This window comes from Shimia sp. MIT1388 (assembly GCF_047124445.1).
Taxonomy (GTDB): Bacteria; Pseudomonadota; Alphaproteobacteria; order Rhodobacterales; family Rhodobacteraceae; genus Shimia.
In genome coordinates, this window is record NZ_CP138921.1 from 4,216,899 (window position 1) to 4,241,844 (window position 24,946).

At 59.9% G+C, this 24,946-nt stretch carries 24 protein-coding genes; 20 read left to right on the forward strand and 4 right to left on the reverse strand.

What is annotated here, in order from left to right; all coding sequences use genetic code 11:
* Positions 1 to 14 precede the first annotated feature (14 nt).
* From tolQ to folD, 12 genes are all read left to right on the forward strand, one after another.
* Complete coding sequence (gene tolQ / locus SIB92_RS20570) at positions 15 to 692, forward strand: protein TolQ (protein WP_412553763.1); 678 nt, start codon at positions 15 to 17, stop codon at positions 690 to 692.
* A 3-nt stretch (positions 693 to 695) separates the two neighbouring features.
* Positions 696 to 1,187, forward strand: coding sequence for a protein TolR (tolR, locus tag SIB92_RS20575; RefSeq protein WP_294117234.1), 492 nt, complete (start codon positions 696 to 698; stop codon positions 1,185 to 1,187).
* A gap of 9 nt (positions 1,188 to 1,196) precedes the next feature.
* Positions 1,197 to 2,282 carry a hypothetical protein gene (locus SIB92_RS20580; RefSeq protein WP_412553764.1) on the forward strand — a complete coding sequence of 362 codons (1,086 nt, stop codon included), beginning with the start codon at positions 1,197 to 1,199 and terminating at the stop codon, positions 2,280 to 2,282.
* Positions 2,279 to 3,604: a Tol-Pal system beta propeller repeat protein TolB gene (gene tolB, locus SIB92_RS20585; protein WP_412553765.1), complete on the forward strand. Its 1,326-nt coding sequence runs from the start codon at positions 2,279 to 2,281 to the stop codon at positions 3,602 to 3,604. Before SIB92_RS20580 ends, tolB begins: the two co-directional genes overlap by 4 nt.
* A 109-nt stretch (positions 3,605 to 3,713) precedes the next feature.
* Positions 3,714 to 4,223, forward strand: coding sequence for a peptidoglycan-associated lipoprotein Pal (gene pal, locus SIB92_RS20590; protein ID WP_412553766.1), 510 nt, complete (start codon positions 3,714 to 3,716; stop codon positions 4,221 to 4,223).
* Positions 4,224 to 4,226: 3 nt separating this feature from the next.
* On the forward strand, positions 4,227 to 5,066 hold the full coding sequence (ybgF, locus tag SIB92_RS20595; RefSeq protein ID WP_412553767.1) for a tol-pal system protein YbgF: 840 nt from the start codon (positions 4,227 to 4,229) through the stop codon (positions 5,064 to 5,066).
* A 59-nt stretch (positions 5,067 to 5,125) separates the two neighbouring features.
* Positions 5,126 to 6,283 carry a tRNA lysidine(34) synthetase TilS gene (gene tilS / locus SIB92_RS20600; RefSeq protein ID WP_412553768.1) on the forward strand — a complete coding sequence of 386 codons (1,158 nt, stop codon included), beginning with the start codon at positions 5,126 to 5,128 and terminating at the stop codon, positions 6,281 to 6,283.
* Between the two features lie 100 nt (positions 6,284 to 6,383).
* Positions 6,384 to 8,303 carry an ATP-dependent zinc metalloprotease FtsH gene (gene ftsH, locus SIB92_RS20605; RefSeq protein WP_412553769.1) on the forward strand — a complete coding sequence of 640 codons (1,920 nt, stop codon included), beginning with the start codon at positions 6,384 to 6,386 and terminating at the stop codon, positions 8,301 to 8,303.
* A 179-nt stretch (positions 8,304 to 8,482) separates the two neighbouring features.
* Positions 8,483 to 9,082: an MOSC domain-containing protein gene (locus SIB92_RS20610; protein ID WP_412553770.1), complete on the forward strand. Its 600-nt coding sequence runs from the start codon at positions 8,483 to 8,485 to the stop codon at positions 9,080 to 9,082.
* Positions 9,083 to 9,266: 184 nt separating this feature from the next.
* Positions 9,267 to 10,943, forward strand: a complete 1,677-nt coding sequence (locus tag SIB92_RS20615; RefSeq protein WP_412555881.1) for a formate--tetrahydrofolate ligase — start codon at positions 9,267 to 9,269, stop codon at positions 10,941 to 10,943.
* A gap of 59 nt (positions 10,944 to 11,002) precedes the next feature.
* A complete protein-coding gene (locus tag SIB92_RS20620; RefSeq protein WP_412553771.1) occupies positions 11,003 to 11,299 on the forward strand; it encodes a chorismate mutase in 297 nt (98 codons plus the stop codon).
* 71 nt (positions 11,300 to 11,370) lie between these two features.
* Positions 11,371 to 12,273 (forward strand): bifunctional methylenetetrahydrofolate dehydrogenase/methenyltetrahydrofolate cyclohydrolase FolD, encoded by a 903-nt coding sequence (gene folD, locus SIB92_RS20625; protein ID WP_412553772.1) that lies wholly within the window; start codon positions 11,371 to 11,373, stop codon positions 12,271 to 12,273.
* A gap of 154 nt (positions 12,274 to 12,427) precedes the next feature.
* Here the strand turns inward: folD and gndA are convergent, their stop codons facing one another.
* The 3 genes from gndA to bhcR all read right to left on the reverse strand — a co-directional run bounded on the left by gndA (position 12,428) and on the right by bhcR (position 15,343).
* Positions 12,428 to 13,828 (reverse strand): NADP-dependent phosphogluconate dehydrogenase, encoded by a 1,401-nt coding sequence (gene gndA / locus SIB92_RS20630; RefSeq protein WP_412553773.1) that lies wholly within the window; start codon positions 13,826 to 13,828, stop codon positions 12,428 to 12,430.
* Between the two features lie 72 nt (positions 13,829 to 13,900).
* Entirely contained in the window at positions 13,901 to 14,452 is a 552-nt protein-coding gene (locus tag SIB92_RS20635; protein WP_412553774.1) for a gluconokinase, read from the reverse strand.
* Positions 14,453 to 14,500: 48 nt separating this feature from the next.
* Positions 14,501 to 15,343, reverse strand: a complete 843-nt coding sequence (bhcR, locus tag SIB92_RS20640) for an HTH-type transcriptional regulator BhcR (RefSeq protein ID WP_412553775.1) — start codon at positions 15,341 to 15,343, stop codon at positions 14,501 to 14,503.
* A 169-nt stretch (positions 15,344 to 15,512) separates the two neighbouring features.
* Here bhcR and bhcA point away from each other — a divergent pair, with 169 nt between their 5' ends.
* The 7 genes from bhcA (at position 15,513) to guaD (ending at position 23,530) form a co-directional block, all read left to right on the forward strand.
* Positions 15,513 to 16,703, forward strand: coding sequence for an L-aspartate--glyoxylate aminotransferase BhcA (bhcA, locus tag SIB92_RS20645; RefSeq protein WP_412553776.1), 1,191 nt, complete (start codon positions 15,513 to 15,515; stop codon positions 16,701 to 16,703).
* Complete coding sequence (gene bhcB, locus SIB92_RS20650) at positions 16,703 to 17,674, forward strand: beta-hydroxyaspartate dehydratase BhcB (RefSeq protein WP_412553777.1); 972 nt, start codon at positions 16,703 to 16,705, stop codon at positions 17,672 to 17,674. Before bhcA ends, bhcB begins: the two co-directional genes overlap by 1 nt.
* A 37-nt stretch (positions 17,675 to 17,711) precedes the next feature.
* Positions 17,712 to 18,875, forward strand: a complete 1,164-nt coding sequence (gene bhcC / locus SIB92_RS20655; protein WP_412553778.1) for a 3-hydroxy-D-aspartate aldolase BhcC — start codon at positions 17,712 to 17,714, stop codon at positions 18,873 to 18,875.
* Positions 18,876 to 18,988: 113 nt separating this feature from the next.
* The gene (gene bhcD, locus SIB92_RS20660; protein ID WP_412553779.1) at positions 18,989 to 19,954 is read left to right on the forward strand and encodes an iminosuccinate reductase BhcD; all 966 of its coding nucleotides are present in this window, start codon (positions 18,989 to 18,991) and stop codon (positions 19,952 to 19,954) included.
* A 212-nt stretch (positions 19,955 to 20,166) separates the two neighbouring features.
* A complete protein-coding gene (locus tag SIB92_RS20665; protein WP_412553780.1) occupies positions 20,167 to 20,436 on the forward strand; it encodes a hypothetical protein in 270 nt (89 codons plus the stop codon).
* A gap of 68 nt (positions 20,437 to 20,504) precedes the next feature.
* The gene (locus SIB92_RS20670) at positions 20,505 to 22,085 is read left to right on the forward strand and encodes a xanthine/uracil/vitamin C permease (protein WP_412553781.1); all 1,581 of its coding nucleotides are present in this window, start codon (positions 20,505 to 20,507) and stop codon (positions 22,083 to 22,085) included.
* Between the two features lie 86 nt (positions 22,086 to 22,171).
* Entirely contained in the window at positions 22,172 to 23,530 is a 1,359-nt protein-coding gene (guaD, locus tag SIB92_RS20675; RefSeq protein ID WP_412553782.1) for a guanine deaminase, read from the forward strand.
* A gap of 32 nt (positions 23,531 to 23,562) precedes the next feature.
* Here guaD and SIB92_RS20680 read toward each other — a convergent pair whose 3' ends face one another.
* A complete protein-coding gene (locus SIB92_RS20680; protein WP_412553783.1) occupies positions 23,563 to 24,321 on the reverse strand; it encodes a sulfite exporter TauE/SafE family protein in 759 nt (252 codons plus the stop codon).
* A 179-nt stretch (positions 24,322 to 24,500) separates the two neighbouring features.
* Here SIB92_RS20680 and uraH point away from each other — a divergent pair, with 179 nt between their 5' ends.
* Positions 24,501 to 24,854: a hydroxyisourate hydrolase gene (gene uraH, locus SIB92_RS20685; RefSeq protein ID WP_295175315.1), complete on the forward strand. Its 354-nt coding sequence runs from the start codon at positions 24,501 to 24,503 to the stop codon at positions 24,852 to 24,854.
* Positions 24,855 to 24,946: the final 92 nt, after the last annotated feature.

Below are 24,946 nucleotides of genomic sequence, written 5' to 3' on the forward strand. Positions count from 1 at the left end.
GCAGAGCAGGCTATATGGAACACGCAGCAGTCGATTTCTCGATGTGGGCGCTTTTTGCGCGCGCCACTCTAACCGTAAAACTGGTGATGGTGATGCTGATCGTGGCATCCTTCTGGTCTTGGTCGGTGATTGTCCAAAAACACATCATGTACCGCAAGGCGCGCCGCGAAGGTGCGCGGTTTGATCGGGCCTTCTGGTCTGGCGAGCCGCTGGATCAACTGTTTGAGGAACTGGGGCCAGAGCCCAAGGGGCGCTCAGAACGGGTGTTTGCCGCTGGCATGGTGGAGTGGCAACGCAGTCATCGTCAGGATGGCGGGCTGATCGCCAATGCCACCAGCCGGATCGACCGGTCGATGGATGTGGCGATTGCCAAAGAAGCGGATGAGCTGCAACACGGCCTGCCGATCCTCGCCACCGTAGGCTCGACTGCGCCGTTTGTGGGTCTGTTCGGTACTGTCTGGGGCATCATGAACGCCTTTATCGAGATTGCCGCGCAGCAGAACACCAACCTCGCGGTTGTGGCGCCGGGCATTGCAGAGGCTCTGTTGGCTACCGGTCTTGGTCTCTTGGCGGCGATCCCCGCGGTGATCTTCTACAACAAACTGAGTGCAGACAGCGACCGTATCGTCTCGGGCTATGAGGCTTTTGCAGACGAGTTTGCCACCATCCTCAGCCGCCAGTTGGACGCCTGAGCCATGGGCGCGGGTGTCATGAAATCTGGCGGAGGGGGCGGCAAACGTCGCCGCCGCAACCGCCGCAGCAGCCAGCCGATGAGCGAGATCAACGTCACGCCCTTTGTGGATGTGATGCTGGTGTTGCTCATCATCTTTATGGTCGCCGCGCCGCTTTTGACGGTGGGCGTGCCGGTAGAGCTTCCCAAAACCGCGGCCAATCCGTTGCCGGGCGAACAGGAAGAGCCGCTGACCATCACGATTGATGCCAATCTGGGCATCACCATCATGACCACGCCGGTGGCTGCCGAAGACCTGATCCCGAAACTGCGTGCCGTGGCGGCAGAGCGCGAGTCCGACCGTGTGTACCTGCGTGCGGACGGTGCCATTCCTTATGAGGCTGTGGTGCAGGTCATGGGCGCGCTTAACGCCGGCGGCTTTAGCGACGTGGGTTTGGTGACCGATGTGGGCGGCCCGGCGCTGGACGGCACGGATGCTGGCGGGACGGACAACTAGGGCGCGCGCGTGCATATCGGCCATTATATCTCGGGCGTTGCCCACACCGGCCTGATTGGCTGGGTGTTGTTGGGCGGGGTGTTTGACTCCGATCCGCCACCTATGGAGGTGGTGGACATCGCGATGATTTCCGCGGCCGAGTTTGACGCGCTGACCCAAAACCAGATCGCGCCGGAAACTTCCACCGAGATTGCGCTGCCACAGCCGCCCGAAGAAACAGAGCCTGCGCCAGAGGTGGTCGTGCCGGAAGATGCGGCTGTACCGCAGCCGGAACCAATTGAGCCAATTGAGGCAGAGCTTGAGGCTGCGCCAGATGTGGCGGAGATTGCAGATCCAACACCGCCTGAGCCAGAAGTGGCCCCGGAACCCACACCACAATTGCCGACGCCAGAAACCGACACCGCGGTTATCATTCCGGATGCGCCGGTGGAACCCGTGCCCGCGCCAGTGGAGCGTGTGGCCCCAGAGCCTGTCGCACAGCCGGAGCCTGACACAGCCATTGCCGACGCCTTACAGGAGGCAACCAAGCCGGATGAAGCTGGCGAGGCTGCGGAAGAGGTCAAAGAAGACACCGCGCCTGAAGCGGCCTCCACCGAAATCGCCACGGAACCCAAACAGGAAGAAGTCGCCAGCGCCGCGCCCACACGCTCCTTGCGTCCGCGTATCCGGCCAAACGCGGTGGCCGAGCCACAGCCCACCCCGGCGGAAGACGCCATCGCGGCCGCTTTGGCGGAAGCCGCAGCGCCAACCGAGTCACCATCCTCCGCGCCGTCCGGCCCGCCGCTTACGCGCGGTGAGAAAGACGGCTTGCGCGTGGCCGTGCAGCAATGCTGGGTGGTGGATGTTGGCTCCCGCGCTGCGGATGTGACCGTCGTTGTGGGCCTGAGCCTGGATCAGAACGGTAAAGTTCAAGGCGACATTCGCATGTTGAGTTATGAAGGCGGCGACGAAGCCGCTGCCAAAACCGCTTTTGCGGCCGCCAGACGCGCGGTTCTGCGCTGCCAAAAGACTGGTTACGACCTGCCTGCAGAAAAATATGACCATTGGCGGGATGTTGAGATTACATTTAACCCGGAGAAAATGAGGTCCAGATGATGAGACTTTTTGCGACCCTAGTGATCGGGATCCTGACGGTGGGCCATTTAGCCCATCCGGTTGAAGCCCAAAGCCAGCCCCTGCGCATCGAGATCACCGATGGTGTGATCGAGCCGATGCCCTATGCGGTGCCGGATTTTGTTGCCGAAACCCCAGGCTCCAATCAGGTGGCCAAAGACATCAGCCGCGTGATTGCGGCGGATCTCAACGGGACGGGGTTGTTCCGGGAAATCCCGGCCAAGGCGCATATCTCCTCGATCACCAACTTTGGCAGCCCGGTGCAGTTTGCCGACTGGAAAGCGGTGAACGCCCAAGCGCTGATCACCGGCGGCGTATCGGTCAGCGGCAACCAGCTTGAAGTGAAGTTCCGCGTCTATGACGTGTTCGCGGGCACTGAGTTGGGCAACGGTCTGCGGTTCAAAGGCACCACCGATGGCTGGCGCCGCATGGCGCACAAAGTGGCCGACGCCGTTTATGCGCGGATCACCGGCGAAGGCGGCTATTTCGACAGCCGCGTGGTCTACGTCGCGGAGACCGGCCCCAAGAACAACCGCAAGAAACGTCTGGCGGTGATGGACTATGACGGTGCGAATCTACAGTATCTGACCGACAGCAGCTCCATTGTGTTGGCCCCGCGCTTCTCCCCAACGGGAGATCGCGTGCTGTACACCAGCTATGAAACCGGCTTCCCGCAGGTTTACGTGCTCGACGTAGGCTCCGTGCGCCGCAAGGTTTTGTCCAATGAAAGCGGTACCATGAGCTTTGCCCCACGGTTCAGCCCGGACGGCAAAAGTGTGGTGATGTCGGTGACCGAAGGTGGCAACACCGACCTCTACAAAATGGACATCGCTTCCGGAAAACGTCAGCGTCTCACGTCAACACCGTCCATCGAGACGGCCCCGAGCTACAGCCCTGATGGCAGCAAGATTGTGTTTGAAAGCGACCGTTCCGGCACGCAGCAGCTTTATGTGATGTCCGCTGGTGGGGGTGAAGCCACCCGTATCAGCTTTGGCAAAGGCCGCTACGGCACGCCGGTTTGGTCCCCGCGCGGCGATCTGATTGCGTTCACCAAACAGAACAAAGGCCGCTTCCACATTGGCGTGATGCGCACCGATGGCAGCGACGAACGCCTGTTGACGGCGTCCTTCCTAGACGAGGGCCCAACCTGGTCTCCCAACGGGCGTGTGATCATGTTCACCCGTGAAACCCGTGGCGCGGGCGGCGCGGCGTCGCTCTATTCGGTGGACGTGTCCGGGCGCAATCTGAAACCGGTGAAGATCAACGGCGGTGGCTCTGACCCCGCGTGGTCCCCCCTGCAATAAGGTAAGAAACCCCCGTGTTTTGCTTGCACAGCAGCTTGTGATAAGACAGCGTCATTAGAAGAGCACAAAATGCAATTGAGGCGACGGGTTTAGAGGCGAGGCAATACTCATGAAAACATGGACAAAAGCGGTGCTGACTGTGGCCGCGCTTTCTTTGGCGGCTTGTACTGATCCAGGTGGTTTTGGCAACGATGACGACTTTGGCATCGGCACAGGGGCTGACAGCGGCCTGGGCAGCAGCGCCGACCCAACCTCTATTGCCTACTTCCAAGAGGCTGTGGGCGACCGCGTGTTGTTCCTGGTCGATCAGTCCACTTTGAGTGAACAAGGCCGCCTGACCGTGCTGGCGCAGGCCAACTGGCTGATGCAGAACCCGGATTACATCGCGGTGATCGAAGGCCATGCTGATGAGCAAGGCACACGCGAATACAACCTCGCGCTTGGCGCGCGTCGCGCAAGCGCCGTGCAGGAACTTCTGGTGACGCAGGGTGTGGCCTCCAACCGCATCCGCACCGTGAGCTACGGCAAAGAGCGGCCCATTGAGATTTGTTCGGAAGAGAGCTGTTATGCACAAAACCGCCGTGCGGTGACCGTGCTGACCGCCAACCTGTCGGGGTAAGACATGATGCGAGCGCAAGTTTTTGCTTCCTTGAGCGCCCTTGCGCTTGTTGTGGCGCCGATGATGGGCGCGGCCCAAACCCGTGATGAAACGCTGGCGGACATACGCCAGCAGCTGTCTGTGTTGTATGTCGAAATGCAGAACCTGAAGCGGGAACTGTCCACCACTGGTTCGGCCGGCACCATCGTAACCGGCGCCACGACGCTGGAGCGTGTGGATGTGATTGAACAGCAGCTGCGGGTGCTGACAGGCAAAACCGAAGAGCTGCAATACCGCGTCGAGCGCATTGTGGCAGATGGCACAAACCGTATTGGTGATCTGGAGTTCCGTCTTGTGGAGCTGGAAGGTGGAGATCTGAGCCAGTTGGGCGAAACCACCACCTTGGGCGGGGATGTCGAAACTCTGCCGTCCACCGGTGGCGACGACACCGGCTCTGGCGATGGCGCGCCAACCGAATTGGCCGTGGGAGAAGAGACCGATTTCAATCGCGCCATGACCGCCTTGGATGCCGGTGAGTTTGGCGCTGCAGCAGATCAGTTTGCCTCCTTTGTGCAGACCTATCCCGGCAGCCCGCTTGAGGCCGAGGCGCATCTGCGGCGTGGTCAGGCCCTGGAAGGCAAAACCGATCTGACCGGCGCCGCGCGCGCCTTTCTGGAAGCCTACTCCGGCGCACCTCAATCCGGCACCGCACCTGAGGCGCTGTTCCGTCTGGGCAAATCGCTGGGCGCGTTGGGACAGACCAATGAGGCCTGCGTGACGCTCAACGAAGTTGGTGTGCGCTATCCCGGTGGTGCTTTTGTGACTGAAGCTCAGGCGGAAATGGTCAAGCTGCAGTGCTCCTAACCCAGCTTTCAAACGCCCTATATAGGGCGTTTGGCACGGACGTTCCCACAAAACTTGGCGTGGCCGTCAGCGGTGGCGGCGACTCCATGGCACTGCTTGACCTGCTGCGCCAGTGGGGCAAGGCGGAACTGGCAGTGGTCAGCGTGAACCATGGTCTGCGCGCAGAGGCGGAAGATGAGCTGGGGTTGGTTGCAAGCTACGCCGCGCAGCACGACCTTTCGCATGACATATTGCAGTGGCATTGGGACGGTACCGGCAACCTCCAAAACGCCGCGCGCGAGGGGCGACGGACGGCGATTGCCGATTGGGCCAAAGCAAATCAACTGCAACACGTTGCCTTGGGCCATACCAAGGATGATCAGGCCGAGACTTTTCTGATGCGCCTGTCGCGCGGGTCCGGTGTCGACGGGCTGGCCTGCATGTCGGAGCTTCGCGAACGTGACGGTCTAACGTGGCTGCGTCCAATGCTGGAGATCGCTCGTGAGGATTTGCGCCAGCATCTGCGCGACAATGCAATCCCTTGGGCGGACGATCCCAGCAACGAAGACCCGCGCTTTAACCGCGTGAAGGCCCGGCAGATGTTTGAAACCCTGGCACCCCTTGGCCTAACCACAGACCGTTTGGCGCAAACCGCTGCGCATATGGGCCGTGAAAGCGATGTAGGCAACTGGGCGCTCAATACAGCGGCGCAAAACTATGCTACACTAGACGCCGGTGACGTGGTTTTGGATGCCGAAGCGCAGAAGGCGCTGCCAGAAGCCCTGTATTCGCGTTTGTTGGCTGAAGCGCTGTCGTTTGTGTCTGGAGCTCAGTATAAACCGCGTTTCCGCGCCTTGCGTGCGGCAATCGAGGCGGGCCAGCCAACCTCGCTCCACGGGTGCTTGATCTTGCCGTCAAAACAGTCGGTGCGCATTACGCGGGAGTTTGTGGCCATCCAAGAGACGCGGTGCCATGTATCTGAGCTATGGGATGGCAGATGGCGGTTAATACCACCTGAAGGCCTTGATGTGGCGGAGATGGAGATTGCAGCCCTTGGCGAGCAGGGGCTCCGGGAGATTGACGAGTGGCGGTCGCTTGGCCGCCCAAGGCCTTCGGTGCTTGCCTCACCAGCGGTTTGGCACGGTGAAAAATTGGTCGCAGCGCCGTTGGCTGGCCTTAAGAATGGCTGGCAAGTGAGGCATTTGCCCCACACCAGTGTTTTTGGCACGACTTGTTAGAGCCTTTGCCAATTCGCACATTGATTACGGCCTCGCGATCTCTATTTAACTCTGTACGCCCTCGTGATAGGTCACGGGCGTTCTGAAAGGGAGACTTGCCTTGGGCAATGCGAGAAATGTAGCTTTCTGGGTCGTGCTGTTTTTGCTGATCCTGGCTTTGTTCAACTTGTTCAGCGGAGACAGCAGCTCGCTGCAAAGCCGTGAAAGCAGTTATTCGGACTTTGTGGCTTCGGTGGAAGCCGGGCAGGTCCAGAATGTGGTCATTGATGGCGAGAAACTGCGCTATCAGACGCAGGATGGCTCGACCAGTTCGACCATTTTGCCACGGGACGCAGAGGTGACGCAGCTTCTGACCGACAAAGGCATTGATGTGCGCGCCGAGAGCCAGGAAACCTCCGGCCTGCAAGCCTTCCTGATCAGCCTTCTGCCTTTCCTTCTGCTGATCGGTGTCTGGATCTACTTTATGAACCGCATGCAAGGCGGCGGCAAAGGCGGTGCGATGGGCTTTGGCAAATCCAAAGCCAAGATGCTGACCGAAAAACATGGCCGCGTGACCTTTGACGATGTGGCTGGCATTGATGAAGCCAAAGAAGAGCTGGAAGAGATTGTTGAATTCCTGCGCAACCCGCAGAAGTTCTCCCGCCTTGGCGGTAAAATTCCAAAAGGCGCGCTGCTTGTTGGCCCTCCTGGCACCGGTAAAACCCTTCTTGCCCGCGCGATTGCAGGGGAAGCTGGTGTGCCTTTCTTTACCATCTCTGGCTCCGACTTTGTGGAAATGTTTGTCGGTGTGGGTGCTTCCCGTGTCCGTGACATGTTTGAGCAGGCCAAGAAAAACGCGCCGTGTATCGTCTTTATCGACGAGATCGACGCCGTGGGCCGCCATCGTGGTGCCGGTTATGGCGGTGGCAACGATGAACGCGAACAGACCCTCAACCAGTTGCTGGTGGAGATGGACGGTTTTGAAAGCAACGAAGGTGTGATCATCCTCGCGGCGACCAACCGTCGTGACGTGCTTGACCCTGCGCTGCTGCGTCCGGGCCGTTTTGACCGCAACGTGACCGTGGGCAACCCGGACATCAAAGGCCGTGAAAAAATCCTCGGCGTGCACGCCCGCAAAACACCGCTGGGTCCAGACGTAGACCTGCGCATCATCGCGCGTGGTACGCCTGGCTTCTCCGGTGCGGATCTGGCCAACCTCGTGAATGAGGCTGCGCTGATGGCCGCGCGTGTTGGCCGTCGGTTTGTCACCATGGAGGATTTCGAATCCGCCAAAGACAAGGTGATGATGGGCGCAGAACGTCGCTCCATGGTGCTGACCCAGGATCAAAAAGAGAAAACCGCCTATCACGAGGCCGGTCACGCGCTGGTGGGGCTGAAGCTGCCGGAATGCGATCCTGTCTACAAAGCGACGATCATTCCACGCGGCGGTGCATTGGGTATGGTTGTGTCTCTGCCGGAGATGGACCGTCTGAACTGGCACAAGTCTGAATGTGAGCAGAAGCTGGCCATGACTATGGCAGGTAAGGCGGCCGAGATCATCAAATACGGTGACGGCCACGTGTCCAACGGCCCTGCCGGTGACATCCAACAAGCCAGCCAGTTGGCGCGCGCCATGGTGATGCGCTGGGGCATGTCGGACAAAGTCGGCAACATCGACTATGCTGAGGCCCATGAGGGCTACCAAGGCAATACCGGTGGATTCTCCGTATCGGCACACACCAAAGAGCTGATCGAAGAAGAGGTGAAGCGCCTCATCCAGGATGGCTATGACGCCGCGCACAAGCTTCTGACCGACTACAACGAAGAGTGGGAACGTCTGGCGCAGGGACTTCTGGAATATGAGACCTTGACCGGTGACGAAATCAAGCGTGTGATGGACGGAGAGCCGCCGCACTCTGATGACAACAACGGCGATGATACGGATGAAGGCAACGCCCCAAGCGTGACCGCGATCCCGAAAACAAAGCCGCGTAATAAGCCAAGTGGGGACGGCGGACTGGAGCCGGAACCCACGGCCTAACCTGAGGGACAGGCCCAAGACCATGAAACCCCGGAGCGTGAGGGCGCTTCGGGGTTTTTCTTTTGGGTGGCGGCTAGGATGGCTCACAGATGCTGAACACCCCCATCACCCATCTTTGATTGTCTGATCGCGGCACTGCCTCTAGGTATCTGCCAAGCACTGTGACGAGGGAGCGCGACATGCCTGCATTGAAACCAACAACCTTTGAAGCCGAAGTGGTCTGGCTGGGCCGGGTGGCCAATTCCGAAGAAAACCTGAGCGCCGCGCCGGTGCCGTCGTTGGACCTGGCTTTGGGCGGAGACGCGGGCGAGTTTCACTCGGGTATCACGCGGCCGTCCTGTGTGCGTGTCAAAGCGCTGTATGAGCGGGGCACCGAGATCATGAACGTGCGCCAGCTGTCAGTCTTGTCTCAGGAAGAACTCGACATGATCGCCAAAGAGATGGGGCTTGAGGCCGTGGACCCGGCATGGGTTGGCGCGTCGATTGTGCTCAAAGGCATTCCGGATTTCACCCATGTGCCACCAAACTCCCGCCTACAGGGGCCCGACGGGGTGACCATCACCGTGGATATGGAAAACCGCCCCTGTGTGTTGCCCGGACGGGTGATTGAGGGCGCACATCCGGGCCATGGGCCCAAGTTCAAAACCGCCGCCACCGGCAAACGCGGTGTGACCGCTTGGGTGGAGCGGGCTGGCATGCTGTCTGTCGGTGACACCCTGCGCCTCTTTGTGCCGGACCAGCCGGTCTGGAGCCATCTGGAGCGCGCCCGCAAATCCTGAGTGTGCAGGCATTCCACTAAGGGTGGTCCTTGTGCCCGATCCTGACGTAACGTCTCCAAAACGAAACCGGCGCCTCTTATGCCGACGCTAGAAGTGCCGGATATGTCGGAAACGCATCTCATTGCCGTTTTTTCGGCGCTACAAATGAGGTGAGAGAGCGTCAAATTTTATGACAGGGACCACCATGAGCTTCAAAACCGATATTGAAATCGCCCGTGAGGCAAAGAAACAACCTATCCAGGAGATTGGCGCAAAGCTGGGTATTGGCAGTGATGACCTGCTGCCCTACGGCCACGACAAAGCCAAGATCAGCCAGGAGTTCATCAACTCCGTACAGGACCGTGAAAACGGCAAGCTGATTCTGGTGACCGCGATCAACCCAACCCCTGCGGGTGAAGGCAAAACCACCACCACTGTGGGTCTGGGCGACGGTCTGAACGCGATTGGCAAAAAAGCCGCCGTGTGTATCCGCGAGGCCTCCTTGGGGCCAAACTTCGGCATGAAGGGCGGCGCCGCAGGCGGTGGCTACGCGCAGATCGTGCCAATGGAAGAGATGAACCTGCACTTCACAGGCGACTTCCATGCAATCACCTCCGCGCACAACCTGCTGTCGGCGATGATCGACAACCACATCTACTGGGGCAACGAGCTGGAAATTGACGAGCGCCGTGTGACTTGGCGCCGAGTGCTCGACATGAACGACCGCGCGTTGCGTGACACCGTGACCTCGCTTGGTGGGGTTGCCAACGGCTTCCCACGTCAAACCGGCTTTGACATCACCGTGGCCTCCGAAGTTATGGCGATCCTATGTCTCGCCAACAATCTGGCAGACCTGCAAAAACGTCTGGGCGACATGATTGTGGCCTACCGCCGCGACCGCAGCCCAATCTACGCGCGTGACATCAAAGCCGACGGCGCGATGACCGTTCTTCTGAAGGACGCGATGCAGCCTAACCTGGTGCAGACTCTGGAAAACAACCCGGCCTTTGTACACGGCGGCCCGTTTGCCAACATTGCGCACGGCTGTAACTCCGTGATCGCCACCACCACCGCGCTGAAAGTTGCGGATTATGTGGTGACCGAAGCAGGCTTTGGCGCCGATCTGGGTGCTGAGAAGTTCATGAACATCAAATGCCGCAAAGCGGGCCTTGCGCCGGATGCGGTTGTTCTGGTGGCCACCATTCGCGCGATGAAAATGAACGGCGGCGTCGCCAAGGCTGACCTTGGTGCAGAAAACGTCGATGCGGTGAACGAAGGCTGCGCCAACCTGGGCCGTCACATCGGCAACCTGAAGCAATTCGGCGTGCCCGTTGTTGTAGCGATCAACCACTTTGTCAGCGACACGGATGCCGAAGTGCAGGCGGTCAAAGACTACGTGGAAGGCCAAGGCTCTGAAGCCATTCTTTGCCAGCACTGGGAAAAAGGCTCCGAAGGCACCAAGGAACTCGCGACCCGTATTGCGGAAATCGCCGACGCCGGTGTGAGCCAGTTTGCCCCGCTCTACAAAGACGAGCTACCGCTGTTTGAGAAAATCGAGCGCATCGCGACCTCGATCTACCGCGCCGATGAGGTGCTGGCGGATAAGAAAATCCGTGATCAGCTCAAGGCCTGGGAAGACGCGGGTTACGGGCACCTGCCGGTCTGTATGGCGAAGACCCAATACAGCTTCTCCACCGACCCAAATCTGCGTGGCGCGCCAACAGGCCACTCCGTACCGGTGCGTGAGGTGCGACTGAGCGCCGGTGCGGGTTTCATCGTGGTGATTTGCGGCGAGATCATGACCATGCCGGGCCTGCCACGTCACCCGGCGGCGGAGAATATCCGCATCAATGACGAAGGACTGGTTGAAGGCCTGTTCTAACGCATTGCGGTTTGGACAGAGGCGGGGTAGGGCATGCGCAACACTTTCGAGAGGATGCCATGCTGAGCCCCGCCGATTGTCCTGACATGCCAACCCTGCGTGCGCAGATCGACACGCTGGACCGAGAACTGGTCCGTCTGTTGGCGCTGCGCACCACCTACATTGACCGCGCCGTTGAAATCAAAACCGGCGCGGGGCTACCCGCCAATATTCCCGCCCGTGTCGAAGACGTTGTGGCCAAGGTCAAAGCGACCGCCGCAGAGGAAGGGCTGGACACTGAGATCGCCGAGGCTCTGTGGCGCCAGTTGATTGACTGGTCCATCGCTCGGGAAGCCAAAACCATCAAGTTAGACTGACGCGCAAGGAGCGGCGCGTTTGAAAGCACCCACCGGGGCGCGCCCCCGGGCAGATCATAAAGGGGAGCGTGATGAGCGCACAGATTATTGACGGCAAAGCCTTCGCGGCCACAGTCCGTGAGAAAGTGGCGGGCCATGTGGCGCGTCTGAAAGAGGAAAACGACATCACACCCGGTCTGGCCGTGGTGCTGGTGGGCGAAGACCCGGCGTCGCAGGTCTATGTGCGCTCCAAAGGCAAACAGACCGTCGAAGTGGGCATGAACTCCTATGAGCACAAGCTCGATGCCGACACATCTGAGGCAGACCTGCTGGCCCTGATCGACAAGCTGAACAACGATCCAGAGGTGCACGGCATTCTTGTGCAACTGCCGCTGCCTGGCCATCTGAACGAAGATCTGGTGATCAACTCGATTGATCCGGCCAAAGACGTGGATGGTTTCCATATTTCCAACGTGGGTCTTCTGGGCACTGGTCAGAAATCGATGGTGCCTTGCACGCCGCTGGGGTGCCTGATGATGCTGCGTGACCACCATGGCTCGCTGTCTGGCATGGACGCGGTGGTGATTGGCCGCTCCAACATCGTGGGCAAGCCGATGGCGCAGCTTCTGCTGGGCGACAGCTGCACCGTGACCATCGCGCACAGCCGGACCAAGGACCTGCCAGAGGTGGTCAAGCGCGCCGACATCGTGGTGGCCGCTGTGGGCCGTCCTGAAATGGTGCCGGGAGACTGGATCAAAGAAGGCGCGACCGTGATCGACGTAGGCATCAACCGTATCGACGCGCCAGAAAAAGGCGAAGGCAAAACCCGCCTTGTGGGCGACGTGCACTTTGAAAGCGCCGCTGCCGTAGCTGGTGCGATCACACCGGTGCCGGGCGGCGTTGGTCCGATGACCATCGCCTGCTTGCTGGCCAACACCGTAACGGCGTGCTGCCGGGCCAATGGTCTGGCCGAGCCGGAAGGTTTGACGGCGTAAAGCTGTTGCTGAGATGGATTTGGAAAGGGTCGCTTTGGCGGCCCTTTTTGTTTTCTCCTTTGCCAAATCCCTGATTTGGCAGCGCCCGAACCGCCCCCACGGGGCGGGCGCTTCGCTTCCAGCCCCTCGGTTCGGGCGCGATGGCTTTCCGCCGTTAGTCCGCCCAGGGCCCATGATGGCCGCTGCCACCATCGACCCGTGCAAAGCTGTGGCGGCCAAAGAAATCGCGCTGCCCTTGGATCAGATCCGCCGTGCCGCGTGCTTGCGTCATGCCGTCAAACCACGCCAGCGCGGCCGTCATCACCGGCACGGGATGCCCGGCGGCGATGGCGGCACCCACCACAGCCCGTAATGCTGGAACTGCGTCCTTGAGCGTCGCTGCCATCTCCGGCGCATAAGCGAGCAATCCCGCCGGTGGCGCGTTGCGGAAGGCGTCTGCAATGCCGCTAAGCAGTTCAGACCGAATGATACAGCCCGCCCGCCAAATCTCGGCACAGCGCGACAGATCCAAATCCCAGCCAAACTCGTCAGACGCGCTGGACAAGAGGTCAAACCCCTGGCTGTGGCCAATGATGCGCGCGGCCAAGGCTGCCTGTTCCATTTGCGAAGTCGTCAAAGCCACGGCACCCCGCGTAGGCGCAAAAATCTCTTCACCAGCGGCACGCGCCTCACGACCTGCCGACCACACCCGTGCGCCCACCGCAGCCTCAACCGTATTGGCCGCCACGCCCAGTTTCTGCGCTTCAATCGCGGTCCAACGGCCGGTGCCTTTCTGGCCCGCTGTATCGACAATCACATCCACCAGCGGCGAGTCTGTCTGTGGATCAACGGTCTGCAAGACTTCGGCGGAAATCTCCACCAGGTAGCTGCGCATGGGCCCATCGTTCCAGCGCGCAAACTCTGTGCCAATCCCAGCTGGCGACATCGCCAAGCCATGGCGCATCAGGCCGTAGCTCTCCGCCAAAAGCTGCATGTCGGCATATTCGATGCCGTTGTGCACCGTCTTCACAAAATGCCCTGCACCGTCCGGGCCAACATGATCGACACAAGGCGCACCTTCAAACTTGGCCGAGATCGCTTCCAGCATGGGGCGCATCGCCTCCCAGACCGAGGCCGTGCCCCCAACCATCATAGATGGACCAGTACGTGCACCAAACTCGCCACCGGACACGCCCATGCCCATATATGCCAACCCGCTGGCCTCCAGATCAGCCGCCCGGCGGCGGGTGTCCTGGAAATTCGAATTGCCCGCGTCAATCAACACATCGCCAGGCAGCATATGGGGCCGTGCTTGGGCAATGGCATCGTCGACGGCTTGCCCCGCAGGGATCAGGAAAATGATCGCACGCGGCGTCGGCATGTCTCGGACCATGTCTGCCAGGCTGTCATGGCCGCTGAAGCGTCCATCAAAACTGGGCGCCGCGGCCACAAATTGCTCCATATCGGCTTTGCGATAGGAGGCCACGTGCAGATCAAAGCCGTTTTCGGCGATGTTATGCGCCAGGGCCGTACCCATGGTGCCGAGTCCGTAGAGGCCAAAGTTTGCAAGCGTCATCGGTGTGTTCCTTGTCTGCAAGGGGGACGCGCCGCTGAAACTGCGGTGCGCTCTTTCGTGTGTCCTGCGGTATCAGGGCGAAGTCAATGCATCCGCGTTATCCCTGCGGGCCAGTCCTTCACATGCCATGGCCAGGGTGTTTTCAGGCGACAGGCTGGCGTCGACGGTCACGCAGGCCTCATCCAGAGCAGGGGGCTCCAGTGTAGCCAACTGACTGTCCAGCAGGCTTGGCGGCATGAAGTGGTCGGTTCTGGCGGTGATACGGGCGCGGATCATGTCGGGATCTGCCGCGAGATAGACGATGATTGCTTCAGGGTTTTTGACCCGCAACATATCCCGGTAACGGCGTTTGAGCGCCGAACAGGCGACCACCACAGGCGTGTCGGGTTGGGATGTGCGCGCCTGCCCCATCGCTTCGGCCAACCTCTCCAGCCAAGGCTGTCGCATCGCGTCCGTCAGTGGCGTGCCAGCCGCCATGGCGGCAATGTTTTCCGGCGGATGATACTCATCCGCCTCAATGTAGCGCCCGTCAATCCGCTCTGCCAAAGCCTGCGCCACCGTGGTTTTACCCACCCCGCTGACCCCCATCACGATAAGTGCCAAGCCGTTTGTGTCTTGGGCCATGTCGCGCCTCCCTCTCTGTCTCCACATAAATGGTAGCGCAAACATATTTCAAGGTGCGGTGGCTTCCCCGCCAATCGCAAGGGTCAATTCCCGGGCTGCCGCGGTCACGGCTTTCGCCAGCCGGTCGGTTTCCTCTGCGCTCACACGGCTTGCGGGGCCGGACACGGAAATGCCCGCCACCGCCTCGCCGTTGAAATCAAACACCGGCGCCGCGATACAGCGCATGCCCATGTTGCGCTCCTCGTCGTCCACGGAATAACCACGGTCCCGAATGGCGAGCAGGTCTTCAAGAAGCACATCCACATCGGTGATGGTGCGCGCGGTAAACTCGGTGAGCTGTTCGTTGGCCAAGAGCCGATTGCGCCGTCCGGCCTCCATATGGGCCAAGAGCGCTTTGCCGATGCCCGAGGCGTGCATCTGCGACAGCGTGCCGGGGGGGAAAAATGCGCGGATGCTGGCGTGGGTTTCAACTTGGCTCAAAAACAGCACTTGTCCTTCGCGCTCCACGCCAAGGTTGGCGGTCTCCCCGGTCAGTTCCATCAGCTTGCGCATCACCGGACGTGCGCGGTCCACAAGGCTGGTGCGCCGCAGAAACCGCGCGCCTATGATGAAGGCGCGTGGTCCAATATGCCAAAGCTGCTCGCGGCCCTCAAATTCGACCAAGCCGCGCGTCTCCAGTGTCACCAGAATACGGTAAACCGTGGCCGGGGATTGTCCCATCTCGTCAGCAATCTGCGACAGGGTCTTGCCCTGTTCCTCACTCAGATACTCAAACACCTCCATCGCGCGATCGAGCGATTTGATGGTGTTCTGCGCTGTCTTGTCATGCCAGTCGCGTGGCCGCCCACGGGCCTTTGGACCGCCATTTTCGCCATTCCTTTGAGAAACCATAAACAGCCCCTTCGAAATTATTGAAAAGCACATTCACAATATGAAAAAAACAAACATCTGACAACATTGAATAATTTAGAGAAATCGTTTTCTGAAATCATTTTTCAAAAAAATTTTCAGCCTGAGGCGCAGCCGCTATCCTGAATGCAACGCTTGAAGGAGACCCACCATGAGCTTCCAAAATCCTGTCTTTATTCCCGGTCCAACCAACATCCCGGAGAGTCTGCGCAAGGCATGTGATATGCCCACCATCGACCACCGCTCGCCGCTGTTTGGTCAGATCCTGCACCCGGCCCGCGAGGGTGTGCGCAAAGTGCTGAAAAGCGAGAGCGCCGAAATTTTCATTTTCCCCTCCACCGGCACCGGCGGCTGGGAAACCGCGCTGACCAACACACTGTCCGCAGGCGACAAAATCCTCGCCGCCCGCAACGGCATGTTCAGCCACCGCTGGATCGACATGTGCCAGCGTCACGATCTGGACGTGACGGTTGTGGAAACCCCTTGGGGCGAAGGCTTGCCAGCGGACCGCTACGAGGAAATCCTCACCGCAGACACAAACCATGAAATCAAAGCCGTTTTGGCCACCCACAACGAAACGGCAACCGGGGTAAAATCCGACATCGCCGCCGTGCGCCGCGCTTTGGATGCGGCAGGCCACCCAGCTCTGCTGTTTGTCGATGGCGTGTCCTCGATTGCCTCCATGGACTTCCGCATGGACGAGTGGGGCGTGGATGTTGCCGTGACCGGCTCGCAAAAAGGCTTCATGCTGACTGCTGGCCTCGCAATCGTGGGTTTCAGCGCCAAAGCCATGGCCGCCACAGAGACCGCCAAACTGCCGCGCACCTTCTTTGATGTGCACGACATGGCCAAAGGCTACGCCGCCAACGCGTACCCTTACACGCCCGCCGTGGGATTGTTGAACGGCCTGAACGAAGCTTGCTCCATGCTGCTGAATGAAGGTCTGGATAACGTATTTGCTCGTCACACCCGCATCGCCGAAGGCGTACGCGCCGCTGTGGGGGCTTGGGGGCTGGAGCTCTGCGCCGCCAACCCGTCGGTCTATTCCGACACCGTGAGTGCGATCAAAACGCCCGACGGGTTTAACGCCACCGACATCGTCACCCATGCGGCAGAGAAATACGGCGTCGCCTTTGGTGTGGGCCTTGGCGAAGTGGCCGGAAAAGTCTTCCGCATCGGTCACCTTGGCAGCTTGACCGACGTGATGGCGCTCTCCGGGATCGCCACCGCTGAAATGTGCATGGTTGACCTTGGTCTGGACATCAAACTGGGCAGTGGCGTGGCCGCGGCACAAGATTTCTACCGGGGCAACACTGCGACGGCGCATCAGGACGCGGCCTGATGCTGGACAGCGATATGTATATCCCAACCTATGAGGACATGCTGGAGGCGCACACGCGCATCCAGCCCCACATCCGCCGCACGCCTGTGCGCGTGTCGGACTACCTCAACGAGCTGACCGGCGCAGAACTGTTCTTCAAATGTGAGAACTTTCAGGAGCCGGGCGCGTTCAAAGTGCGTGGTGCAGCGAATGCGGTCTTTGGTCTCGACGACGAGCAAGCCAAACGGGGTGTGGCGACACATTCCTCCGGCAACCACGCGTCTTGCCTCAGCTACGCAGCGATGAAACGCGGCATTCCGTGCAACGTTGTCATGCCCCGCACCGCGCCACAGGCCAAAAAGGACACCGTGCGCCGGTACGGCGGCAAGATCACCGAATGTGAGCCCTCCACCACCTCGCGCGAGGCGACCTTTGCCGAAGTGCAAGCGGCCACCGGCGGCGATTTTGTGCACCCTTACAACGATCATCGCGTGATTGCGGGGCAGGGGACCTGTTCCAAAGAATTCATTGAGCAGACCGACGGTCTGGACATGGTTGTTGCGCCCATTGGCGGTGGCGGCATGATCTCTGGCACCTGCCTGACGCTCTCCACCTTGGCGCCGGAAACACAGGTCATTGCCGCAGAGCCGGAGCAGGCGGACGACGCCTACCGCAGCTTCAAAGCCGGCCACATCATCGCCGACGACGCGCCCAAAACCATCGCTGACGGGCTGTTGGTGCCTCTCAAAGAGCGCACCTGGCACTTTGTCTCCAACCATGTGAGCGAGATTTACACCGCGTCTGAGCAAGAGATCATCGACGCGATGAAGCTCACCTGGAAGCACCTGCGCGTCGTGATGGAGCCCTCTTCCGCTGTGCCGTTGGCGACGGTTCTCAAGAACCCTGACGCCTTCAAGGGCAAACGTGTGGGGCTGATCATCACCGGCGGCAACGTCGATCTGGACAAGCTGCCTTGGCTGGCAACCGCCTGAAACAATCACAATACGATTTCCGACAGAGGATAAGGACATGAAAGACATGACCAATCTCGACACCTATGAAGTGGGCTATGACATTCCGGCCAAGCCGGGCATGGACGCCGCAGACATTCAAACCCCGGCCTTGGTGCTGGACCTTGATGCGCTGGAGCGCAACATCAAGAAGATGGGCGACTACGCCAAGGCCCACGGCATGCGTCACCGCGTGCACGGCAAAATGCACAAGTCGGTGGATGTGGCCAAGCTGCAGGAACGATTGGGCGGCGCCATTGGCGTTTGCTGTCAGAAGGTCTCGGAGGCTGAGGTCTTTGCGCGGGGCGGCATCAAGGACATTCTGGTCTCCAACCAAGTGCGTGATCCAGCCAAAATCGACCGCCTCGCTCGCCTGCCGAAATTTGGCAGCCGAACCATTGTCTGCGTGGATGACGTTGCCAATGTGGCCGACCTCTCCGCAGCAGCTGTTCTGCACGGCACCGAGCTGGAAGTATTTGTCGAGATCGATTGTGGCGCGGGCCGCTGTGGCGTGACCACCACCGAAGCTGTGGTGGAGATTGCCAAGGCGGTTGAAGCGGCGGACAACCTCAAGTTCACCGGCATTCAGGCCTATCAGGGCGCGATGCAGCACATGGACAGCTACGAGGACCGCAAGGCCAAGCTCGACGTGGCGATTGCGCAGGTGCAGGACGCCGTGGACGGTTTGAAGGCCGAAGGCATTGCTTGCGAGCTGGTCTCCGGTGGTGGCACTGGCTCTTACTATTTTGAGAGCAACTCCGGCGTGTACAACGAGCTGCAATGTGGCTCCTACGCCTTCATGGACGCAGACTATGGCCGCATCCTGGACAAAGACGGCAACCGCATCGACCAAGGTGAGTGGGAAAATGCCTTCTTCATCCTGACCAGCGTCATGAGCCACGCCAAAGCCGACAAAGCCATCGTGGACGCAGGTCTGAAAGCACAATCCGTCGACAGCGGCCTGCCAGTGATCTTTGGTCGCGACGATGTGGAATACATCAAATGCTCCGATGAGCACGGCGTGGTCATGGACCCAACCGGCGCGTTGAAGGTCAATGACAAGCTCAAGCTGGTGCCGGGCCACTGCGACCCAACCGCGAACGTGCACGATTGGTACGTTGGCGTGCGCGACGGCAAGGTGGAAACGGTTTGGCCTGTGTCGGCCCGCGGCCGCGCCTACTGAGCCTGTCGCTAAAAACCACTTCCGGCGTATGGGGCGCCGGTCCAGTGCCCGCGTGTCTGCTTTCCCTTCCGGCATCGACACGCGGGCATTCAAATTTCTGATGAGAGAGCACCATGCTGATTGTACCTGAACGCGAAATTGCCGATCTGATGACCCGCGACGCGGCCTTTGATGCGGTAGAAAAAGTTTTTGCCGCCATGGCCGCGCGCGAAGCCTATAATTTTCCGGTGGTGCGCGAAGCCATCGGCCACGAAGACGCGCTGTATGGGTTCAAAGGCGGCTTTGATCAGGCGGGTTTGACGCTAGGCCTGAAGGCGGGCGGCTACTGGCCCAACAACCTCGAAAAGCGCGGGTTGATCAACCACCAGTCCACCGTGTTCCTGTTTGATCCTGACACCGGCAAGGCCAAAGCCATGGTGGGTGGCAATCTGTTGACTGCGCTACGTACGGCGGCTGCGTCGTCCGTGTCGATCAAACATCTGGCCCGCGAAGATGCCAAAGTCATCGGCATGATTGGCGCAGGGCATCAGGCCACTTTCCAACTGCGCGCCGCGCTGGAGCAGCGCAACTTTGAGAAGGTCATCGGTTGGAACTACCACCCGGAGATGCTGCCAAACATTGAGAAGGTCGCCTCCGAAGCTGGCTTGCCATTTGAGGCGGTGGAACTGGACGGTATGAAAGAGGCTGACGTGATCATCTCGATCACCTCTGCCTTTGCACCGTCCTTGATGGCGGATCACGTGTCTCCTGGCACGCATATCGCCTGCATGGGCACCGACACCAAAGGCAAACAGGAGGTCGAAGGCGCGCTTTTGGCCAAGGCCTCGGTCTTCACCGACGAGGTGGCGCAGTCGATCACCATCGGCGAGGCGCAACACGCGGTGGCCGAGGGGCTGATTGAGGTCAGTGATGTGGCCGAAGTCGGCGCGGTGATCAACGGCACCAACCCTGGCCGCACCTCTGCAGAGCAGATCACCCTGTTTGACGGCACCGGCGTGGGCTTGCAGGATCTTGCGGTGGCCGCAGCCGTTGTCGATCTGGCAGTCGAAAAAGGCATCGCCATCGAAGTGGATTTCTAAGCTTCTCTAATCTTTAAAGAAACACACGCCTCCGTTGCCCAATGGGCTGCGGAGGTGCTTTGTTTTTGGCGTTTGCCACCCTCAGCCTTACGCGACGTTTTATTCAAAATTCCATTGAAAGTATCTCCCGATTTGCGCCGTTTTGCCCCGTAGTCACAGCCGGTAAAACTAGATCCACACGCGCGCGATACCTGCGCGATAGGGGAGGCCAGATGGCACATCGCTTGGACAAGACGGCTCAGAAAGACAGCGCCCACGCGCGGTCTGATGCTCGTCTGTTCCTGTCTCCCTCACGCACCCAATACCGCGACGGCCTGTCCGTCGCGCCCTTGATCTGCCCCTCGTGGGCAGGCGGTAGCCGCACACTGCGGCCTGCTGGGATCGCCACGCTCCGCGTGGCTGAAGTGGCCCCAGCGCTGACCTCTGAAACTGCCGCAACTCCCCAACTTCGGGGCACTGGACCGCATATCGCCGCCCAGTGAGTTCACGCCAAGAGATGTCACCTTGAGGAGAGGGCGGCATCCCTTCGGTTAGCAAATGGAGGTCCCACATGAGGGATGGTAGCTATACCTACAAGCTGTTTGATCGCAGCGATTTTAGTGCCTTTTGGGCGCTGTTCACCGACAACCTGATCAATCTGATGGTGCTGGCTGGCGTCTGTCAGTTTGTGTTCCAGATGCCCGCCGAGATTGTCTATGGCCGCATCGTGCCGGGCGCAGCCGTGGCCATTCTGGCCGGGATCGCCGTCTATGTAGGCTTGGCCAAACGTGCCGCGGCCCAACATGGCCGTGACGTGACCGCGCTGCCGTATGGCATCTCGACGCCAGTGATGTTTGTCTATCTGTTTGGCGTGATTGGCCCGATCTACTGGTCCACCAACGATCCTATGCTGGCCTGGCAGGTCGGCATCGGCGCTGGTTTCATGGGTGGCATCGTCGCTGCGTTGGGCGCGGTGATTGGCCCGTGGCTGAAACGCGTGACCCCACGCGCCGGTATGCTGGGCACGCTTTGTGGTATCGCGCTTGTGTTCATCGGCACCGTGCCGTTGGCCACTGTGTTTGAAAACCCGTTCATCGGCTTTGCTTCGATGATCATCATCCTTTGGGGGCTCGTGGGCCGCTTCCGCCTGCCATACAACATCCCCGCTGGTCTGCTGGCGCTGATCGTTGGCACCGTGGTGGCCTTTGGCATTGGCGAAGCCAAGCTGAGCCTGGATGGCGTTGGCTTCTACCCGCCACTGCCCTACATCGGTGACCTGATCGCGGGCATTCAGTATCTGTTTGCCAACCCGGAGCTGTTCCTGGTGTTGGTGCCGGTGCAGATCTACAACTTCATAGAAACCATGAACAACGTGGAAAGCGCCGAAGCGGCGGGCGACCACTACCCTGTGGCCACTTGTCAGATCACCGATGGTGTGGGCACCATGGTCGGCGCGGTCTTTGGCTCGCCTTTCCCAACCACGGCTTACATCGGCCATCCGGCCTACAAACGCATGGGCGCACATGCGGGCTACATCATTGGCGTGGGCGCGGTGATCCCGCTGGCAGCCTTCTTTGGTCTGCTCGCCTTCCTCAACAACCTGATCCCAACCGCAGCCGCGGCTCCGGTGCTGGTGTTTGTCGCGCTCAGCCTGATCACCAACACAGCGCATTCGGTGAAGACAGATCACATGGCCGCGGTGACCATCGCAATGATGCCACATGTGTCGTCTTTCCTGATGGTGAAATGGGGCTCGCTGATGGGCGCATTGGGTGCCGTGGGTGTGGCCGGTCTGCCTAACCTCGGCGACGATGCCCTGACCGCCGCGCTGTTGCAGCAAGGCGCACATTTCGAAGGCCATCTGGCCCTCTCGCAAGGGGCCATCCTGACCGGTCTGATTTGGGGTGCCATTGTCGCCAGCGTCATTGATGGCCGCTTCCGCAACGCGGGTGGCTTTGCCCTCGCAGCTGCTGTGATGTCTGCCTTTGGCATCATCCATGGTGCCAGCCTGCAGTGGCCTGCACTGAATGGTGTGACGTCTGGCTACCTGATCGCGGCCGCCTTCCTCTACATCTACCCGCTGTTTCACAAAGAGGATGACCTCGTGAATGAAAACGCGGTGGTGGACGAGGCCCCGGCACCCGCTGAATAACGTCCACTTCCCCGGACGCCCTTGTGCGGGCCAGCCTTGTCCTTCGGCGGCCCGCACCTTTTCATTCCTCCACATTGGACCCGACCATGTCACACACAGAGACCCAAACGCTCCTGCGGGGCCGTATTCTGGATTTCCACGCCGCCCCCGCGGATGAGATGGACACCGACGCCTATACCTACATCAAAGACGGCGCGATCCTGATCGAGGGGGGCAAGATCAAAGCCACCGGTGTCTATCAAGACATCGCTGCGCAGGCCCCCAAGGCCACGGTCAAAGACCACCGGCCAAACTTGCTGCTGCCCGGTTTCATCGACACCCATGTGCATTTCCCGCAGGTGCAGGTGATTGCCTCCTGGGGGGAGCAGCTTCTGGATTGGCTCAACAATTACACCTTCCCCGAAGAAACTCGCTTTGAAGACCCCAAGCACAGCACGGCCATGGCGGGCCATTTCTACGATCTGCTGACCAGCCACGGCACCACCACGGCAGTGTCTTACTGCTCGGTGCACACCGCGTCTGTGGAGGCCTATTTTGCCGAGGCTGACAAGCGCAACATGTGCATGATTGGCGGTAAGGTGATGATGGACCGCAATGCGCCTGACGCGCTGCGCGACACGCCGCAGTCGAGCTATGACGACAGCAAAAAGATGATTGCCAAATGGCATGGCAAAGGCCGTGCGCACTACGCCATCACCCCGCGCTTTGCGATCACCTCAACGCCGGAGCAGATGCAGATGGCGCAGGCTCTGGTGGCGGAGCACCCCGCGTGTTTTGTGCAGACCCACCTGAGCGAAAACCACGACGAAATTGCCTTCACCAAAGAGCTCTACCCAGATGCGCCGGATTATCTTGGTGTCTATGAGAGCTATGGCTTGCTGACGCCGAAAACTCTGCTGGGCCACTCCATCCACCTGACCCCACGCGAGATTGACGTGCTCGCGGAAACTCAGGCCAAGCCGGTGTTCTGCCCAACTTCCAACCTGTTCCTCGGCAGTGGTCTGTTTGACGATGGCGGGCTGCGCGCCCGTGGCATTCAGAACGCAATTGCGACCGACATCGGGGCAGGGACCAGCTATTCGATGCTGCAAACCCTGAATGAGGGCTACAAAATTCTGCAATTGCAGAAGCAGAAACTGCACCCGCTGCGTGCCTTTGACTGGATCACCCGTGGCAACGCCGAGGTGCTGGGCCTGTCTGACAAGATCGGCACGCTGGCCGCAGGCTCAGATGCGGATGTGGTGGTGCTGGATTCCCACGCGACCCACGCCATGGATCTGCGCATGCAGCGCGCGGAAAGCCTGTCGGAAGAGCTGTTCATCCTGCAAACCCTGGGTGATGACCGCGCTGTGTCAGAGACCTATGTCGCTGGCGTGGCACAGAAAAACGGCGCGGCGACACTTGCAAGCACAGCGGCACCAGCGCGGGTTCTCAAGTCCGCTTGATCTAAAACGCTTGTCAGCTGGCGCCAATTGGGTCAGCTGACAAACAACCGCGCCAGAAACACCGCGCTCATGCCGTAGCCAATCACGACCACGATCCAGCGCACCACCGAGGCCGGAATGGCCTTGGCCACAAAGGCCCCGCTGTAGCCCCCCAAGACCGCAAACACCATCATCAGAACCGCCATCGGCCAGACCACCAGCCCCGCCACGGCAAAGGTCACCACCGAAATGGCGGACAGCGCAAAGGACAGCCCGTTTTTCACCCCGTTCATCAGGTGAATGTCGCGCCAGCCCCACATGGCAAACAGCGCCAATAGCACAATGCCCAAGCCACCGTTGAAGTAGCCGCCGTAAACGCTGACCAAAAACAATCCCACGGCCCCTTCCGGCTTGAACCATTTGGCCTTTTCCTGCGCCCAGACCTGTAGCTTTGCCCCAAGCAAAAACGCGGTGGTGGCAAACATCAACAGAAACGGCACCACATAGGAAAACACCTCGTTGGACGACACCAGCAACAACAGCGATCCCGCCAATCCGCCTGCCAGCGTGATGACTGTGAGCCGGATCATTTGCGCCCGCGACAGGGTTTTGAGTTCTGACAGAAATCCTATTGCTCCGCCCAGATAACCTGGGAACACCGACACCGCGCTGGTGGCATTGGCCGCCACCGGCGGCACCCCGGCCCAGACCAGCGCCGGGAAGGTCAAAAACGTCCCGCCGCCCGCAATCGTGTTCACAACGCCAGCGCCAAATCCGGCCAAAGCCAGCACAAAAATTTCCAGGATCGTCATCGGGGTCTTTCTCTTGTATTTGGTCTGGCGGTCCGCGCACCGTAGCGTGCATTGCTGGATATGCCAGATAATCGCGTCTGTTTTTCAAGAAAAAGCGGAAAGTGCATCGCCTCAGACAGGCTTTGCCTCCAAGGTCCCAACCGGACTAAAACCAATACAAACAATCAGGAGACTCATCCATGACCGGCTATCTGACCACCCATGTTCTGGACACCGCCCGTGGCTGCCCTGCTGAGGGCCTGAAAATTGATCTCTACCGGATCGACGGCGAGACCCGCACCAAACTCAAATCTTTGGTCACCAATGACGATGGTCGCACCGATGAGCAAATCCTGCCAGCTGCCGAATTTGCCACCGGTGAATATGAACTGATCTTCCACGCCGGGGCCTATCTGGACGCCTGCGGCACACCGCCGGAAGAGCCACGTTTCCTTGATGTGGTGCCGATCCGCTTTGGCATGTCGGAAGCCTCGCACTACCACGTGCCGCTGCTGCTCTCGCCGTTTGGCTACTCCACCTATCGCGGAAGCTAAGGCTCTCGGGCAAAACAGTTTTGCAGAGGCGCGTTCCGGTTTCGGACGCGCCTTTTTTCTATGCGACCTGAACCAACAAGGCGGGTTTTTAT